15 protein-coding genes are annotated in these 16,989 nt (G+C 59.6%); 4 read left to right on the forward strand and 11 right to left on the reverse strand.

Going from position 1 to position 16,989, the window contains the following annotated elements; genetic code table 11:
* Positions 1-9: 9 nt before the first annotated feature.
* Both IH881_02550 and IH881_02555 read right to left on the reverse strand, forming a co-directional pair.
* Positions 10-384 carry a response regulator gene (locus IH881_02550; protein MCH7866548.1) on the reverse strand — a complete coding sequence of 125 codons (375 nt, stop codon included), beginning with the start codon at positions 382-384 and terminating at the stop codon, positions 10-12.
* 133 nt (positions 385-517) lie between these two features.
* Positions 518-2,143: an AMP-binding protein gene (locus tag IH881_02555; GenBank protein ID MCH7866549.1), complete on the reverse strand. Its 1,626-nt coding sequence runs from the start codon at positions 2,141-2,143 to the stop codon at positions 518-520.
* A gap of 142 nt (positions 2,144-2,285) precedes the next feature.
* On the opposite strand from IH881_02555, the gene IH881_02560 reads away from it, so the two are divergent.
* Positions 2,286-3,137, forward strand: a complete 852-nt coding sequence (locus IH881_02560; protein MCH7866550.1) for an SDR family NAD(P)-dependent oxidoreductase — start codon at positions 2,286-2,288, stop codon at positions 3,135-3,137.
* Here the strand turns inward: IH881_02560 and IH881_02565 are convergent, their stop codons facing one another.
* From IH881_02565 to IH881_02580, 4 genes are all read right to left on the reverse strand, one after another.
* Complete coding sequence (locus tag IH881_02565; protein ID MCH7866551.1) at positions 3,138-3,554, reverse strand: hypothetical protein; 417 nt, start codon at positions 3,552-3,554, stop codon at positions 3,138-3,140.
* 60 nt (positions 3,555-3,614) lie between these two features.
* Positions 3,615-4,106: a MaoC family dehydratase N-terminal domain-containing protein gene (locus tag IH881_02570; GenBank protein MCH7866552.1), complete on the reverse strand. Its 492-nt coding sequence runs from the start codon at positions 4,104-4,106 to the stop codon at positions 3,615-3,617.
* A gap of 77 nt (positions 4,107-4,183) precedes the next feature.
* Positions 4,184-6,115 (reverse strand): ferrous iron transporter B, encoded by a 1,932-nt coding sequence (locus IH881_02575; protein ID MCH7866553.1) that lies wholly within the window; start codon positions 6,113-6,115, stop codon positions 4,184-4,186.
* Positions 6,115-6,366, reverse strand: a complete 252-nt coding sequence (locus IH881_02580) for a ferrous iron transport protein A (GenBank protein MCH7866554.1) — start codon at positions 6,364-6,366, stop codon at positions 6,115-6,117. Before IH881_02580 ends, IH881_02575 begins: the two co-directional genes overlap by 1 nt.
* A gap of 227 nt (positions 6,367-6,593) precedes the next feature.
* Here IH881_02580 and IH881_02585 point away from each other — a divergent pair, with 227 nt between their 5' ends.
* Positions 6,594-7,454 (forward strand): SDR family oxidoreductase, encoded by an 861-nt coding sequence (locus IH881_02585; protein MCH7866555.1) that lies wholly within the window; start codon positions 6,594-6,596, stop codon positions 7,452-7,454.
* Between the two features lie 46 nt (positions 7,455-7,500).
* Positions 7,501-8,574: a zinc-binding dehydrogenase gene (locus IH881_02590; protein MCH7866556.1), complete on the forward strand. Its 1,074-nt coding sequence runs from the start codon at positions 7,501-7,503 to the stop codon at positions 8,572-8,574.
* Here IH881_02590 and IH881_02595 read toward each other — a convergent pair whose 3' ends face one another.
* From IH881_02595 to IH881_02610, 4 genes are all read right to left on the reverse strand, one after another.
* Positions 8,575-10,002 carry an NAD(P)/FAD-dependent oxidoreductase gene (locus IH881_02595; GenBank protein MCH7866557.1) on the reverse strand — a complete coding sequence of 476 codons (1,428 nt, stop codon included), beginning with the start codon at positions 10,000-10,002 and terminating at the stop codon, positions 8,575-8,577.
* A gap of 135 nt (positions 10,003-10,137) precedes the next feature.
* Positions 10,138-11,760: an NAD(P)/FAD-dependent oxidoreductase gene (locus tag IH881_02600; GenBank protein MCH7866558.1), complete on the reverse strand. Its 1,623-nt coding sequence runs from the start codon at positions 11,758-11,760 to the stop codon at positions 10,138-10,140.
* 87 nt (positions 11,761-11,847) lie between these two features.
* Positions 11,848-12,525, reverse strand: a complete 678-nt coding sequence (locus tag IH881_02605; GenBank protein MCH7866559.1) for a hypothetical protein — start codon at positions 12,523-12,525, stop codon at positions 11,848-11,850.
* Positions 12,526-12,769: 244 nt separating this feature from the next.
* The gene (locus tag IH881_02610) at positions 12,770-14,221 is read right to left on the reverse strand and encodes an amidase (GenBank protein ID MCH7866560.1); all 1,452 of its coding nucleotides are present in this window, start codon (positions 14,219-14,221) and stop codon (positions 12,770-12,772) included.
* Positions 14,222-14,453: 232 nt separating this feature from the next.
* Here IH881_02610 and IH881_02615 point away from each other — a divergent pair, with 232 nt between their 5' ends.
* Positions 14,454-15,155: a crotonase/enoyl-CoA hydratase family protein gene (locus IH881_02615; protein ID MCH7866561.1), complete on the forward strand. Its 702-nt coding sequence runs from the start codon at positions 14,454-14,456 to the stop codon at positions 15,153-15,155.
* A 43-nt stretch (positions 15,156-15,198) separates the two neighbouring features.
* Here the strand turns inward: IH881_02615 and IH881_02620 are convergent, their stop codons facing one another.
* Positions 15,199-16,983: a rhomboid family intramembrane serine protease gene (locus IH881_02620; GenBank protein ID MCH7866562.1), complete on the reverse strand. Its 1,785-nt coding sequence runs from the start codon at positions 16,981-16,983 to the stop codon at positions 15,199-15,201.
* Between the last annotated feature and the right edge of the window lie 6 nt (positions 16,984-16,989).

A 16,989-nucleotide genomic window follows, 5' to 3' on the forward strand; every position in this document is an offset into this window, starting at 1 on the left:
TTGATTTTTTTAGGAGTCCGAACCAATCCAGGTCGCGATCGCTTCGAGTAGCTCCTCTTCGAGGATCGGCTTGGTGATCAGGCCGTTGACGCCGGAATTCAAAATATCCTCGGCCTCTCCCGAGACGGCGTGGGCCGTCACCGCAAGGATCGGGAGATCTTTGAATCGCAAGTTCGCTCGCAGACGCCGTGTCGTTTCCTTGCCGTCGATTCCCGGCAATGAAATGTCCATCAAGACGAGCCCGAAGGAGCGTTGCTCGAGCACCGCCAGGGCTTCCTCGCCAGTCTCTACCGCTTCGAAGCTGTAGCCAGCATCCTCGAGACACCAGCAGACGAGCTTGCGATTGTCCGGGTGATCCTCGACGACCAGGATTGAGCGCGACATTTCCGTCTCTCCATGTCCCTTCGAACTCAATGGCCGTTCAGGACGAATGACATTCCAGCAATCGGTAAATTCACCACACCTCTGAAGGAACAACCCGGAATACGAGCAATCTGGATAAAACACCCGTGTCTGGCTACGGAGTATTATCGAGCAAGTCCCGCTTGAGGACCTTGCCCGTCGTGTTTCGCGGCAGGGTGTCGAGGAAGACGATCTCGCGGGGCACTTTGTACCGGGCAAGGTTGGCCCTTACGTAGTCCTTCAGCCCAGCCTCATCTTCGCTCGCACCCTCGTGCAGCACGACGAACGCCTTGAGACGCTGCCCAAATTCCTCGTCGGCAACACCAACCACCGCAGCTTCCAACACCTGATCGTGATTCGAAAGCAGGTCTTCGATTTCTCGTGGAAAGACGTTTTCTCCCCCCGAGATGATCATGTCGTCGTCGCGGCCGTCCACGAAGAGGCGACCTTCTGAATCGAAGTGGCCGACATCGCCGCTGGACATCAGACCGTCGATCATCTCCTTGTTGCCCCCGCCCGTGTAGCCGTCGAACTGGACATCGTTGCCGACAAAAATGCGTCCGGTCGTGCCGGAGGGCAATTCGTGACCCTGGTCGTCGAGGATACGCACGGTTACGCCGCGGGGCGGGCGACCGGCAGTACCGGGCGCAGCCCGCAATTCATCGGGCATGGCGATCGTAGCCTGGGCGACCTCGGTAGAACCGTAGAGGTTGTAGACGTTGTCGCCGAAGGTATCCATCCACTCGATCGCGAGGCCGCCCGGAAGTGTCGAACCGCTCACGCAGACCGCTTCGAGGGTCGAGGTGTCGTAGCGACCGATGATCTCGGGACCCAGATCGAGGATGCGCTGCATCATGACCGGGACGACCGCCATGATTTGAACCCCCAACTCCTGGATGGCCGCCAGGGTGCCTTCCGGATCGAACCGGCGTCTCAGGCAAACGGTACAACCGAGTTGGGCCGCGACCAGCAGATGCAGCCCGCCCCACGAATGAAAGGTCGGCGCGACGACGAGATTGCGCATCCCGGTGCGAAGGGGCATGCGCCCAAACAGGCCGATCAATGTATCGATGCCCTGGCGCTTCATCTTGCGCTGCGCACCTTTCGGAGAGCCCGTAGTGCCGGAGGTCAGAATCGTGTAGCGACCGGGCTGGGATGGGGCGTCGAGCTCTGCATCGTCGTAATTTTCCGCCAACTGCTCGAGGGTTGTTTCGGCAGCGCCGTTTTCGGCCGAGGTCACGACCCGGGTGAGTCTGCTCACAGTTCCCATTTCGACAATGTCGCGGAACTCTTCGTCGTAGATGATCAACTGGCTGCCTTCACGCGCACACACTTCTTCGAGCTGCGGCGCTGCGAAGCCGGTGTTGAGCATCAAGGTGTTGGTGCCGAGTTTGTCCAGGGCGACCTGCGCCCGAACGAAGCCAACGTGGTTGCGCGCGAACAACGCGACACTGTCGCCGGCCTTCACTCCGGCTTCAGCCAGGCCTCGTGCGATGGCATTGGTCGAGCGATCCATTTCAGCGAAGGTCAGCGAACTGGTGTCGTCTACAACCGCCGTGCGATCGGGATCGCGCTGGGCGGCGGCGTAAAAGCCAGCGGCGGTCGTCGACCCGTACTTCGAGACCGCCCGCTTCATGCTCCTCAGGTAACGCGGGCTCAAGAAACCCGCCCCGCCCAGGACCTGAAACAGCTCGCGGGTGCGACTCAGCACCCCGCCCTGCCCGGTTCCACGTAGACTCATGCGTGAGGAATACTCCAGCCCTTCGCCGCAGTCGACCCACAGTCCCCAACATCCTCGGAACTACGCAAGCGCGGCGGCTGTTTCATGGTAGCTTGCTTCCTGTCGTCCAGACGTCTCCAGGCGCTCCAGAGGAGAATTGAAAATGGGTCAATGTGACGGGAAAGTAGCGTTCGTTACGGGTGCGAGTCGCGGCATCGGGCTCGCCATTGCAACCCGACTGGCCAGCGAGGGCGCATCGGTTGTGCTCTGTGCGTCGCGTATGGGGGCCCATGACGATTTGGTGGGAACCCTCGAGCAATCGGTTTCTCTCGTGCAGGCGAACGGCGGCAAGGCCTCGGCCGTCGCATGCGACTTGTCGGACGCTTCGGCCCGGGCAGATCTGATCGAGCGGGCGAGCGAGGCCTTTGGCCCAATCGATATTTTGGTGAACAATGCCGCCGGATCGAGCATGAAGCTTCCGAGTGAGTGCACAACCCTTGAACGCAGCAATATGTTCGACATGAACGTGAACGGCCCGATCGACCTCGCACAGCAGGCCATTCCCAGCATGAAGGCCCGGGGCGGCGGCTGGATCTTGAACATCTCCAGCGCGACCTCGAAGCAACCCGAGCTTCCCTACCGCGACTCCAAGATTGCCGCCCTGGTCATCGGCCCCTACGGAGCCAGCAAGGCCGCACTCGAGCGCTACACCACGGCCCTGGCCCACGAAGTCGCGGAACACGACATCTTCGTAAACGCCATGGCGCCGACATCGATCGTGCTGACCCACGGTGCAAGCTACGTGCGCGACATCGCCCGCAGAAACCCCGACATGGCCGAACCCGTCGAGATGATGGCCGAGGGCGCCCTCGAACTCTGCACCGGTCGCCATGTGGGGCGGGTCGTTTTCAGCCGCGACATCGTCCACGCCGTGGGCCGCAAGGTCCACAGTCTCGACGGAAAGACGGTGCTCGGCGATGCGTTCTTGTTGGCGGACGTCGAGGCGACTGTCTGATCAGTTGAAACGAACCACTGCCGTGCCCGGGGTCGTGTTCTTGCCCTTGGCGTTGTTCACGTAGAGTTCGAGTTCGGCGAGCTTCTCGCCGCCCTCTTCCCATTTGCGCTTGACTATGCCACCCAGGGTCATCTCCTGATTGGGCAAGTCCATGCCGCGATACTGGCAGGCAAGGTTCTTGATGCGGCCGCCGTGGTCGAGCCAGTTGGAAACTAGTTCCCCGAGCGCGGCATACTTGAAGCGTCCATGAATGATGATCGAACCAATGGCCTTCGATTGCGGAAACTCAAAGTCGTGGTGAAGCGGATTGAAATCGCCGCCGCCCGCGGCGTACTTGACGAGCTGGGTTACGTCCGGGTTCTTGATGAGTTCGGGGAGAGCGTCCCCCTCTTTGAATGAGTCCCAGGTTCTCGGCATCTCGAATTCTCCTGTCTCTTTGCTTGCCTATTCGCGTACGTAGATCTTCTTTCGAGCGGCTCAGAAAAAGAGGGCCTGGCCGCGCTGGGTCGCCACGAGTTCACCGTCCTGGTTTACGACCTTGGTCTCGTTCGTCATGATCAGCATCTCGCCGGTCGTCCTTCCCTTGCGCACCGAGAGATCCGAAATACACGAGATCACAGTGAGGATGTCTCCAGCACAGATGTCCGCGTAGTATTCGGTTTCGGTTCCGCCGTCCAGCAAATTTGGCAGGCCAGGATCGATCGAAGGTCCGGTATTTCTTAGACCACTGAACGTATCGCTACACACACCGGGAATGAAGATTGGCGTGCCCAGATAGGTCGGGGGACACGGAAGACTTCGGTACCCCGCCGCCTTGGCCTTGGCTTCGTCGAAGTACACGAGATCCGTGTACCCCACCCCGCGCGCAAACGCGCGGACGCTCGTGGTGGTGACTTCGTGGGTCCACGGCGCTGATTCGACGCCGATCACTTTGCGCCATTCATCCGTAATTTCAATACTGTCCGCCATCTTGCCTCCTGTCTTTTGCCGCTAGATCCGCTCGTCTGTAATCGCCGACCCCATACTGCGTTTTCGCAGGACCGCGATTAGAGCAGCAAGCTCGAGATTCGGAATGTCACAAACGCTCCGCACCACGCCAATACCATCATATAAGTCAGCGCAAACATAGGCCAACGCCACCCCCCGGTTTCCCGCGCCATCACGGCGATGGTGGAAGTGCATTGAAGCGCAAACACAAAGAACACCAGCAACGAAAGCGCGACCGGAAGACTGAACACGCGCTCTCCGGTTCTCGGATCTACGTCCGCCTGGAGCGCTCCGCGCAACCCTTCGAAATCGTCGGCATCTCCTACGGCGTAGATCTGCGCAAGCGTCGAGACAATGATCTCGCGTGCGGCAAAGCTCGCGATCAAGCCGGCGCCAATTTTCCAGTCGTAACCGAGGGGTGCGATGGCGGGTTCGATTGCCTTGCCGATCCGAGCGCCAAAGCTCGCTTCGAGATCCATCTGCGCCTGGGCCGCGGGGGTCGCACCGGGGATCACTTCTGCCTTTGGATAGTTGAGCAGCGCCCATACGATCAACGAGGCGACGAACACGATCGTGCCCGCACGCTTCAAGAAGGCCTTCGCGCTGCGCCAGACCTGGGACGCCAAAAGTCTCGGCGTGGGGAAGCGATACGGCGGAAGCTCCATATAGAACGTCGAAACATGACCGCGAATCACGGTCGCCTTGAGGAGCGCCGCGGAAACCATGGCGGTGACCGCCCCCAACAGATAGAGCCCCAGCATCACGAGCCCCTGGAGTCCAATCCCCAATCCGACTGAGACTGCGGGAACGAAAGCCGCGATCAGAAGTGTATAGATGGGGAGCCGGGCCGAGCAGGTCATGAATGGTGCAACGAGAATGGTGGCGAGACGGTCTCTCGGGTTCGGAATTGTGCGCGCGGCCATGATCCCCGGCACCGCGCACGCATAGCAGGAGAGCAGCACGATGAACGAGCGGCCCTGGAGTCCGAACCAACCCATCACGCGATCGACCACAAACGCCGCCCGGGCCATGTAGCCGATGTCTTCGAGAAAATGGATCAGCGTAAAGAGAATGACGATCTGGGGAAGGAAGATCATCACAGAGCCGACTCCGGCCAATATTCCATCGATCCACAAATCTGTGAACCAACCTTCGGGCATCGCTGTTCGCGACATTCTCCCCAACTCAGAGAAGAATGAGTCGATGCCGTCCATCGCTGGAAGGGCGAAGGTGAAGATGCTCTGAAAGACAAAGATCATCACACCCGCAAAGATCAGCCCGCCCCATACCGGGTGAAGTAGAACCCGATCAATTCGGTCGGTGTGTTCATCTCGATTCAAAGGGCGCTGTTTGATCTCTGCCCACAACGCATCGACTTGTTCGAAGCGCGCTTCGGTGGACTCGACCGGCTCCATGCCCTCGCCGCGGCGCCACTGGGTGGGGGCTTCGAGCGCGCGCAACAACAGGTCCAGTCCCACGCCGCGGTTGCCCACGATGGGAAATACTGCGATCCCGAGACGGCGCCCGAGCTTGTCGAAGTTCACCAGCCCACCCCGTGCGCGAAGCTCGTCGATCATGGTGACCACGAGCGCCACCGGCGAATCGGGATGAGAGGAGAGAACCTGCAGCACGAGGGCCAGGCCGCGTTCGAGGGTGGTTGCATCCGCGACGACGAGAATTGCATCTGGGGCACTCTCGCCGGGGATTCGACCCGAGAGCATGTCCTCGACCACTCGCTCATCGAGAGTCTCTGGAATCAGACTATAGGTACCGGGAAGATCGATCAGTTGAACCGAATTGTTCAGCTTCTGGATCTTGCCTTCGCGCCGTTCGACCGTGACCCCCGGATAGTTGCCAACCTTGGCCCGCGATCCCGTCAGCGCATTGAACAGCGTCGTCTTGCCGGTATTGGGTGCACCGACCAGCGCAACCACGTCACTGGTGTTGCTTGTCGCCATGTCTTCCAGGGTCAGTGGGTTGCCGGACGCCATCAGTTTTCGATCCTCATCACACTCATGCCGCTGAGATCTCGCCGCCGCAAACACATGCGAAAACCTCGAAGCTCGAGTTCGATGGGATCACCCAGCGCACCGCGGCGAACCAGCGTCACTCGGGTACCCGGAACGAATCCGAGTTCGCGCAAGCGCTTTGGAACACCCTCTTCGGAGTCCCTCACGAGCTCGCCGCTTTGCCCAACTTCGAGATCAACGAGCGGCAACGAATTCTGTTCTGAACTGTGCATCTGAATTTTGTCTTGGCTGGCACGCGGCGCGCGAACCTTTCGGCTCGTCGAGGTTTAAAATCGTACCAAACTCCCGCAGAAGCGCGAACCTGAACGGGATACGCGATCGAGGTATGCTCGCAGACCATAGCGTATCGAGTTGATGCCCCCCTGGCAGGGTCGCCTCATACCGGCCTGTCAGAGAACGCATACCCCCGCAGCGCGCGGAAAAACTCAGGAGAGACACGATGGCAAAGGGAACCATTCCGAGTGGCGGCCTCGAAGGCATGGCAATTCTCGTTACCGGTGGCGGAACCGGCATTGGTGCGGCCTGTGCGGCGCGTTGTGCGGCGGACGGGGCGGCGGTCACGATCTGCGGCCGGACCGAAGACAGGCTCGCCGTCGCCAGCAAGAAAATTGAATCTCACCTGGGGCACGGCGGGAGCATTCAGTTTGTGGTTGGCGACGTGACGAAGGAGGACGACGTCAAGCGCATCGTCGCATTCTCAGCGGAACCGACGGGTGGGCTGGACGGTTGCGTGGCCAATGCGGGGGGCGGCGGCGGCATGGGGCCGTACCACCTTCAGGACGCGGATGAGTTTGTTCGCGTGCTTCACCTCAACGTGCTCGGCACGATGCTCTGCGTAAAGCACACGACTCCCTACATGATCGAGGCGGGGGGTGGGTCTTTCATCGGTATGTCATCGATCGCGGGACACGTGACCCATCCGTATTTCGGAGCCTATTGCGTGGGCAAGGCCGGGATTGAAGAGATGATGAAAAACGCCGCAGACGAATATGGCGCGCGCAACGTCCGCTTCAACTCCATTCGGCCGGGCTTCATCTCGACCGAGATCATGCAAGGAATTCCGCGCGACAGTGAGGTCTTTGCATCCTACATTGAGAACACACCCATGAACGATGTGGGGGATCCGGAAGACGTCGGAAATCTCGCACGCTTTCTGATCGGCCCCGAAGCGCGCTGGATAACCGGCGTCGCGATCAATGTAGACGGGGGGCACGCCCTGCGGCGCGGTCCCAATTTCACGCAATTTGTAGAACCCGCCTTTGGCATGGACGTGCTTTCGGGAGACCGGCCAAAGGACTGAGCGGTCAAAGTTCGTCAATGTACAAAGTCAGCGAGGAGATCGACCCATGAGCAACGACGGCAATCTGCCCAAAACCATGCGCGCCTGGCGGACCCATGAGTACGGTGAAGAACCGACCCAGGTTCTGAAGCTCGACGAGATCTCACTTCCGGAACCGCAACCCGGTGAGTTGTTGGTGCACGTTGCGGCCATCGCGCTCAACCTCAACGACCTCGAGCGCGTGACCGGTCGCAATATGATGGTGCGGCCGGAGCTGCCGTGCACACCCGGAATGGAGGTCATGGGCACGGTTGCCGCCTGTGGTCCCGGCACGGAAGACTGGGCCAACCGGCGGGTCGTGGCGATGGCGAAGCAAGCCACCGGCGGCTTTGCCGAGTACGCGATCTGTCCCCTCGTAAGTGCTTTCGACATGCCCGAAGAGATCCCACTCCCGGATGCGGCTGCTCTCTATTTCCCCTTCCATCTCGCCTGGCTGGGCTTGCTCGATCGCGCCGAACTCCAGGCGGGGGAAAGTGTCTTGATCCACGCTGCGGCGGGTGGGGCCGGATCCGCGGCCATTCAGCTGGCAAAGAACGCCGGCGCGACGGTGTTTGCCACGGTGGGATCGGCAGAGAAGCTGAAACTCTGCAGCGATCTCGGGGCCGACACGGTGATCAACTACAACGAACAGGACTTTTGCGAAGTGATCATGGAAGCCACGCAAAACCGCGGCGTCGATGTGATCTTCGACAATGTTGGCGAGGCTGTGATGGAGAAGTCGATGAACTGCATCGCGTACAACGGCCGCTACCTGATGATGGGCTTCGCTTCGGACAAGTCCTTTGCCGACAAACAGTTCATCGTGCCCCGACGCATTTCTGTGGGAAACCTGAAACTTTGCGGCGTGCTTCTCGCCTATGCGGACGCCGTAATTGCACCGTTGATGAAGAAGGGCATGGGTTGGAATTTCGTGCCGGATCATTTAGGAACGCGCATCACCAAAGAGATCGTCGAAGGCGTGCTCGCAAAGGAGCTTCGCCCTGTGGTGGGTCAGGTCGTCGAATTCGAGGCATTGCCTGCTGCCCTCGAGTCGCTGCGAGATCGCAAGACCGTCGGCCGGACCATCGTCAGACTCGACTGATCAGGTTCTGAGATCTGCTGAACTCAAAAACTCCGACCGCTTGATTCGCTTCAGTTCTGCCACGAAGCGTACCGCCGAGTACGGCCACAGCGTGAAGTTGTAATCGTTGGCATCGGTATACCAGGCGTTACAACCACCGCTGAATACCATTCCCTTCATGTCTCGCTGTAGGCGGCGATTGTACTGGCGAACGACCTCCGGGTCGGGATCCAGGTGTTTCACACCTTCTCGTTCCATCAGCCTGAGGCAACGCAAGATGTATTGCACCTGGGACTCGATCATGATCAAGGCCGAGGTGTGGCCGGTCCCACTGTTGGGCCCGAGCAGCAAGAAGAAGTTGGGGAAACCCGGAATCATCATCGTGCGGAACGTCTCGATCCTCTCGCCCCAGACATCGCGCAGCCTGCGGCCGTCCCGGCCCTCGATATTGACGTAGTCGCTGATGTCGAAAGGCCTGAACCCCGTGGCTTCGATGATCGTATCGACCTCGTGCAGCTTTCCCGAGGCATCTCGAATCCCGCCGGCTTCGACACTGGCAATCGTATCTACGACCAGGTGAACGTTGTCGCGATTGAAAGTGATCCAATAGTCGTCCGCGATACAGCGACGCTTGCAGCCGGGGTTGTAGTCCGGTGTGAGCTTCTGTCTCAATACCGGATCCTTGACCGCCGCCTCGAGATGCGCGAGCCCGATGCGCCTCACCTTGGCGGCCATCCAGCTGCCCCTGCGCAGGGAGAGGAAGCCGAATACATCCATGAACATCCACAAGCACCAGCGGTAGAGCCTAAGCAACAGCGGGGCGCGGCGGAACCGAGCGCGCCAGTCTTCGGGAATTTCCCGGGCCAACCGCGGAAAAACCCAGGCCGCTGAACGCTGGAAGATCGAAACCTCCGCGACCTGTTCGGCGATCGCCGGAAGCACCTGCACTGCGCTGGCTCCGGTGCCGATGATCGCGACGCGACGCCCGGTGAGGTCGTGGTCGTGATTCCATTCTGCGGTGTGAAAGCTGGTGCCGGCGAACGAATCCATGCCCGGAAGAGCGGCGCGATTGGGTACGTGCAGCCCCCCCATTCCGCTGACCACGATTTCTGCGTCGACCGTCGCGCCGTCCTTCACTTCGATCTGCCAACGGCTGCCATCGAATCGCACGTTCGAGATTTCGGCACCAAACCGGATATGCGGCTTCAGGTCGTGCTTTTGGACAACCGCTTCACAGTAGTCCCAGATATCACGACCCGTCGAATATGAATGACTCCAATTGGGGTTCAGCTCAAAGGAGTACGAATACAAATGCGAGGGGACATCGCAGGCCACACCCGGGTAGGTGTTTTCGCGCCAGGTCCCACCGACCGCTTCGGCCTTTTCGAGAATGACAAAATCATGGATACCGCGCTTCTTCAGCTGGACAGCCATACAGATGCCAGACATGCCCGCTCCGAGGACTGCGATGCGAACGCGTTGCTTCAATTTGATCACCTACATGATTGAGAAATAAAAGGGGCGAAATTCCGTTCGACCAGTTTAGCGGATCGCCGACGCTCTTCCGCAGGAGAAACCCGAAGGTCAGCGAAGCGAAAAACCTTCGTAGTTCTTGGCCACGACTTCTTCGCACTTGTCGACGTAGGTCGGAAATCCGATATAGGGCATGAAGACCCGGGGCTTGCCCGCGATGTTCGCCCCGAGATACCAGGAATTGCAGCTGGGAAACAGCGTCATGTCTGCGATCTCGTTTACGTGCTCGACCCAGGCATCTTCCGCATCGATCGTGGCTTCAATCTCGCGAAGACCAGCGATGCGCAGATATTCGATGCAGTCAGCGATCCAATTCACGTGTTGCTCGATCGCGGGCACCATGTTGGCCAACACCGAAGGACTGCCGGGTCCCGTAATCGTGAACAGATTCGGAAAGCCAGCGGTTCCCAACCCGAGATAGGTGCGCGGCCCCTCCCGCCACTTGTCGCGCAGGGTCTGACCATTGCGACCTCGGATGTCTACCCCGAGCAGCGCACCGGTCATTGCGTCGAAACCCGTGGCAAACACGATGACGTCGAGTGGGTATTCGGCATCAGATGTTCGCAGACCCTTCGGCGTGATCTCTTGAATTGGAGCTTTCTTGATGTCGACGAGATCGACGTTTGGACGGTTGAACGTTTCGAAGTATCCGCTGTCTACGCACAGGCGCTTGCAGCCAAAAATCTGATCGGGAATCAGGATGCTGGCCACAGCGGGATCGTCGACGGCGTCCATGATCTTTTGTCGTACGTACTTCACCGCGGTTGCGTTGGCGTTTTCATCGAAAAGCAGATCGCCGTAGGACGCCAGGAACGTCAGTCCGCCAATCTTCCACCAATGGTCGTAGTGTTGCTCGAGTTCCGTCTCACTGGCGGCCAGCGCGGTTTCTTCCCGACCTTCGACATCCGCGAACGCTCCAAAGGGCATCCGGCTGTTCCGTGCTCGGAAGCCCCGGTAATCCGCCTTTACCCTGGCTTTTAGATCCGGGTCAATGGGTGCGTTGTGTGCGGGAATCGAATAGTTTGGCGTGCGCTGAAACACGGTGAGATGCTGCGCCTCGACGGCGATCAACGGAATCGACTGAATGGCGGATGAACCGGTCCCGATCACGCCTACGCGCTTGCCGCTGAGGTCCACTCCCTCATGAGGCCAACGGCCAGTGTGGTACCAGTCGCCTTTGTATTCATCGAGTCCCGGAAAATCAGGTGTGTTGGTCGAGGACAGACATCCCGTGGCCATGATGTAGAACTGGGCCGAGATCGATTTGTCGCCGTCCGATTCCGTGTGCAGGCCGATGTTCCAGCGGCGGGTGGATTCATCGAAGTAGGCCCTTGTGACCCGCGTTTCGAATTGAATGTCGCGACGCAGGTCGAAGCGGTCCGCTACATGATTGAGATAGGCGAGGATCTCGGGCTGGGACGCATAGCGCTGGCTCCAATCCCATTCCTGCTGCAGATCCTCGGAGAACTGGTAGGAGTACTCCATGCTCTCGATATCACAGCGTGCACCGGGATAGCGGTTCCAGTACCAGGTGCCCCCCACTCCCGCACCAATCTCGAACACTCGAACCGCAAGACCCATGCTGCGCAGCCGATGGAGCATGTAACAGCCGGCGAAGCCCGCTCCGACGACGACGACGTCGAAGTGCGTACGATCCTGGTTCGTAGAGCTCATGGGCATTCCTCCGTCGTCGGCAGACCATAGCGTCCGATCGCCATGCACCACGAGCCCATTCGTACAGGTTGGGAAGCTGTCAGAGAATCAGTCGGTCGAGGCGGTCAATGCGACTGGGACCGTGAGGGACTCGAAAACGTGCAGGACCCGTTCACTTTCGGGGGCCGACGACTCCGACAGCGGGTTTGGCTCGGGGACGGAAGCGGGAAGTGCAGCGGACACCCCGAAGACCGGCGATGGCCCAATTGGCCCCATTCGCCAGCGCTCTTTCAGGTAATCGCCAAATCTGGAATCCCACGCCAACTGGGCGCCGATGCGAGTGGAATGCGTCGCGTTGATGGCCTGCCAACTCGCCTTGGAGCCCCCGGATTTCTCCCAATATTCGGCATCTCCGCTGGGACTCCACGCGTAACCAAACACGTTGATGGCGTGGAACGCCGCCGCTCCCCACGCCAGATTGCTCTTTCGGTGTGCTCCGGTGTCGACGATCACCTCGGCGGCGATCCCAGTGCACACGTTGCCGATAATCGAGACTGTTTGATGTTCGTTTTGGGACAGATCACCGAACTCGAGGTAGAGAGAGCTACCGCGAAAGCTCGCGTCGACGTCCGCGCCGAACGCCGCGCCCACAGCGAGATGGCAAGCCTCGTGGAGAACGAATGAACCGAGCGCTCCAGCGCCCCGCATGCTCCAACGCGTTACGAACGAATCCGAAGTGTCCAGGCTCGCGCAGCCGGTCAGCCCACAGACCCACCCGATTGCCACGATCGCCAATACAGTCCGAACTACAGTTCGAACCCCCCCACGACACGCTGTTGCACCCCGCAACTCTTCCGCTATTGCCATAACTTTCTTGGCGTCGAACATGCAAAAAACTTGAGAGATGAGAATTCCGGGCCGACCACGCCGGAGGTGCGCACTTAACGATGTTGGTTGCTAGTGGCTGAGGCAACTGCGATGGGCGACGAACCCGAGTGTGGCAATTGTCTGATTCGCCACAAACTAGCGGCTAATGATATCCATCGGGCGCAGCGAAACCGCCAGTGTGCGCCGACAGCAGTCGGGCAAACTCGATTGTCGTGTAATCGTGATACTCAGCGCCGATAGCTTGCAACCCGATCGGAAGGCCGGTGCTGGAAAGACCGGTTGGGAAAACCGTACTCGGAAGATAGGAAGTGGTGACCACGCCAGCCCAAAAAAGTTGATCGAAGTAGGCTTGATCTCTGCCGTTCACCTGAATCGTTCGCTCGGAGAACGGTCGATGATCGTGGGGAAATGCTGGGGTCGGCGTTTGCGGGCAGATCAAGATGTCCCAATCGGTGAAGAAATCGCGCCATACATAGCGAAGACGCTCGCGCTCATTATTGTGCGACAGCCACTCTCGATGACTCGACACGATCGAACGCGTGACCACAGCCCGATTCGATTTGTCGGCCGGATCGTTGGCTTCGGCCGCGGCCTGGGCGGCTGCCCATTGATCGGGACTCAAGCTCGACCCCATGATCGAGTTGAGCAGGCTGAGGTAGGTAACATGGCCCCTCGCGAAGTCGAACTGCGGACGCGATGAGTTGGATACCCGCGCACCAAACTTGCGAAGGCTGTCGCCCAACGCAATGGCACGGTCGGCGATCTCCGTATCGACCTCACACATCTCGTCGGTCGGCCAGATCGCGACTCGGAAATCCTCCAAGCTGTTGTGTATGGACTTGCGGAGAGTCAACTGCCAACCCAGTTCGTTCAACGGCTCGGGGCCCGCAACCACGCTCATCGCCAGGGCGAGATCTTCTGCGCTGCGAGCTATTGGACCGCACACCGCGATGTCGGGTGACGCGATCATTCCGGGTATCGCGTGCCCTTGCTGCGGAACCACGCCCCAGGTCGGTTTGTGGCCGAAGACGCCGTTGAAATGTGCGGGGGTGCGGATCGACCCGCCGATATCCGAACCCGTCTCGAGACCCGTCAAACCTGCCGCCAGAGCAGCTGCACCGCCTCCGGACGATCCACCTGGCGTGCGGGTGAGGTCCCATGGGTTGCTGGTGGTTCCGTACACCGGGTTGTAACTCTGCAGATCGCCCAAAGCGACCGGGACGTTTGTCTTGCCCAGGAAGATCGCGCCAGCGTCCTTATAGCGTTCGACCACCAATGAATCAGAGCTCGCAATATTGTCCTTGAACTCCAGGTAGCCCCAGGTGGTGGGCAGTCCCGCGATGTCATAGGACTCCTTGATCGTCATCGGAACGCCATGGAGCGGGCCCCTGAAATTGCCCACCGCAAGTTCGGTATCGGCGATGCGCGCTTCGTCCCGCGCACGTTCAAAATCGCGAACCACGACTGCGTTGATGTCTCCATCGTATTTTTCGATCCGCGCGATGAAGTAGTCCGTGAGTTCGAGCGAGCTGACCTCCCCCGATCTCAGCGCTTGTGCGAGCCCGCACGCGCTGCGGAATGCAAACTCAGTCATGGATTCACTCCTTTCCAGGGAATCACGCTGATGTGTCGGCACCAAGATCCATGCGGGCTCGCCTCGGTGCAGGTGGGTCGAAGGTGGCAACACCAGCGGCGCTTGCTCTCGGAAAACCCGCGGCTCGAGCGCTCACGAATGTAGCCCAGCCGGAACGGCTCAACTCCGCCAATTTCCGCGATCCCGTGTTAGAATGACTCCGCATCCGCGCTCAGAATTTTGGGGAGCCAACATGTCAGACGCCGTTACCTATGAAACTTCCGGAGATGTGGCGATCATTCGCCTCGACGATGGCAAGGCCAACGCCCTTTCTCCCAGCTTGCTCGCAGCGCTCAACACCGCGTTGGATCAGGCCGAGGAGGCCGAGCTTGCAGTGTTGCTCACCGGTCGGCCGGGTCGCTTCTGTGCGGGCTTCGACCTCGGTGTGATGCGCGAGGGAGGCCCGGGCGCCGCGAGAGCCATGGTGACCAGTGGCGCTGAACTCGCTCTGCGGATCGCTCGATTTCCCGCACCCGTCGTGATCGCTTCGACCGGACACGCGTTGGCCATGGGGGCCGTATTGTTGATGGCGGCAGATTCTCGCATTGGCGCCGAAGGCGAGTTCAAAATCGGTTTCAACGAAGTCGCGATCGGGATGACGACGCCCATCTTCCTGGTCGAATTTGCGCGAGGCCGCATGCCCAACACGGAATTCATCGGGGCTACGGTGCAAGCGAAAATCTATACGCCTGAAGGGGCGGTAAGCGCGGGCTTCTACGACCAGACGGCGACGAGCGAGCAACTCGCAGATCGCGCACTTGCAGAAGCAGAGCGCTTGGCAAAACTTCCGCGCCGCGCCTACGTGGGCACCCGAGCAATCGTCAGGGGAGCGGCGATCGAACTCATCGAGAAGACTCTCGCAGCCGACCTGGCAACCGGATTCCCCGACCCATAGCAGCCCGTTCACAACTCCACTCGCGCCCGGGCTGAGGGAATCGTCAGGGGAGATGCTTGAACTCTGGAAGCATCCTCTGGAGTCGACAGATCGTGGCGTCCCCCAGCGCACCCGGCTCAATCCGGCCCAGCCAGACCGCGCGAACAATCGTCTCGCTGTGTTGTCGACTCTCCCGTTTCGTCTCCGGAAACAAGCACTGGCGAATGACCATGTCAGTCTCGAGCATGATTTCAATGAGACCGTCGAGTTCTCCGTCTCGATACATGAGCCCGTGAACGACTACGGGTTCGGAAATGCTGTGCGGTAAAATCGTCTCGAACTGAAGTCCTCCTCCGTACTCGGGTGCGGATAATTCGATGCGCGTCTCTGCAATTGCTTCGGGTTCAAAGTCGGGATCTCCAGCTACATGTTCCTCTGCATCGATGGCTGATTGGTAAAACCGCGTCAGCTGAGATCCGAGCCTCGGAGTTGGTGCGGTTCGCCATAGAGCTCTCGTGATGCTGACCGCTCGCTGCGGGATGCCGACGCGATAGTAGAGCGTGGCGAGCGTCTCCTGAAGCGGAAAGCCGGGGTCGCCGGCGAGCAGATCCTCCATTTTGTCCAACGCGAGCTGCAACGATCGCTTTGGCGCAGAGGCCGAGGTGGCGAGTACCCAGGAGTAGTAGTGGCGCGCTTCATCGGAAATGTTGGGCAAAGCGAGACGATCGTGGATCAAGATGATGTAGGGCCTGGTCCCAGACAACCCGTTGTTCCTGATCGCCAAGCCGGCCGCAAGCATCGCAATCCCAGCCACGATCACTACCGCGGGGGTGAGTTTCGAGTTTTTCGGTAGCGGGACCCGACGACTTCCCCGCGCAGCTCCGATCAAGAAAATCAACCCCGTCAGCCCGCCGACCAGGTGTGCCATCACAACTTGGTCGCTCAAGAGTCCCTGTGCGTAGACCTGCGATACGAGGAGTATCCAAAAGGGCCACGGACTGCGGAACCCGACGGGGAAATCGTTTCTTCTTCGCAGCGAGAGAAACGCGTAGGCCCCGCCCAGCCCCCAAACCGCGGCAGAACTCCCCATTGAGATGAAGACTTGCGATTCCTCGCAGGAAAGATTCAGTAGAAGAACCGCTGAGTAGCCCGCGACTCCGGAGAGAAACAGCATCAGCGCCAGCCGTCTGGGGCCAATTGAGGCTTCGACGATCCAACCCAAAACGAGGCAAACCATCGAGTTCTGCAGCAGGTGCGACAGATCGATGTGCAAGAAATTTGCGGCCACCAATCTAAACACTTCGCCCGACGCGACGAGCCCAGCGACGAAGGCGCCGTACCGCAATTGGCCTTCAAGACCATGAGAATCAACCCGGTTGCTGACGAACCAGTGAATGAGTCCGAACAACGCCACCAGGCCGACACTGAACCATGGGAATTTGAGCAGGCGTTCGAAAAAGAGCGATCGCCGATCAATCCGATGGAGCATCGATGCGCCACCGGGCTGCTTCGAGACATATCGCAGCAATTCCGCGGAGAGAAGTTCGAGCGCTGCGGGGTTGGTCAGGTCGCCGCTTCGAATGCATACCGGAGTGGACCGCATCGATCCAACGATCAGAACTTCGAAAAAGCGGCGCCTCAAAAATACCAGCGAGTGGATCTGCGAGAGCGAAACTGACGTGGACCGTTGGAAATTGAATCGCATCGGCAATTCGAGACGGTCTTCGTAGATCTCCACATACACCTTGCATGCTTTGGATACATCATCGAAGAAGAAATTCTGCGACGCGATCTGCTGTCTCAGGACAGGCACTCCTGACTCCACCGGGGGCAACAGCGATGTAGTCATCAATTG

Source organism: Myxococcales bacterium (assembly GCA_022563535.1).
GTDB lineage: Bacteria > Myxococcota_A > UBA9160 > UBA9160 > UBA4427 > DUBZ01.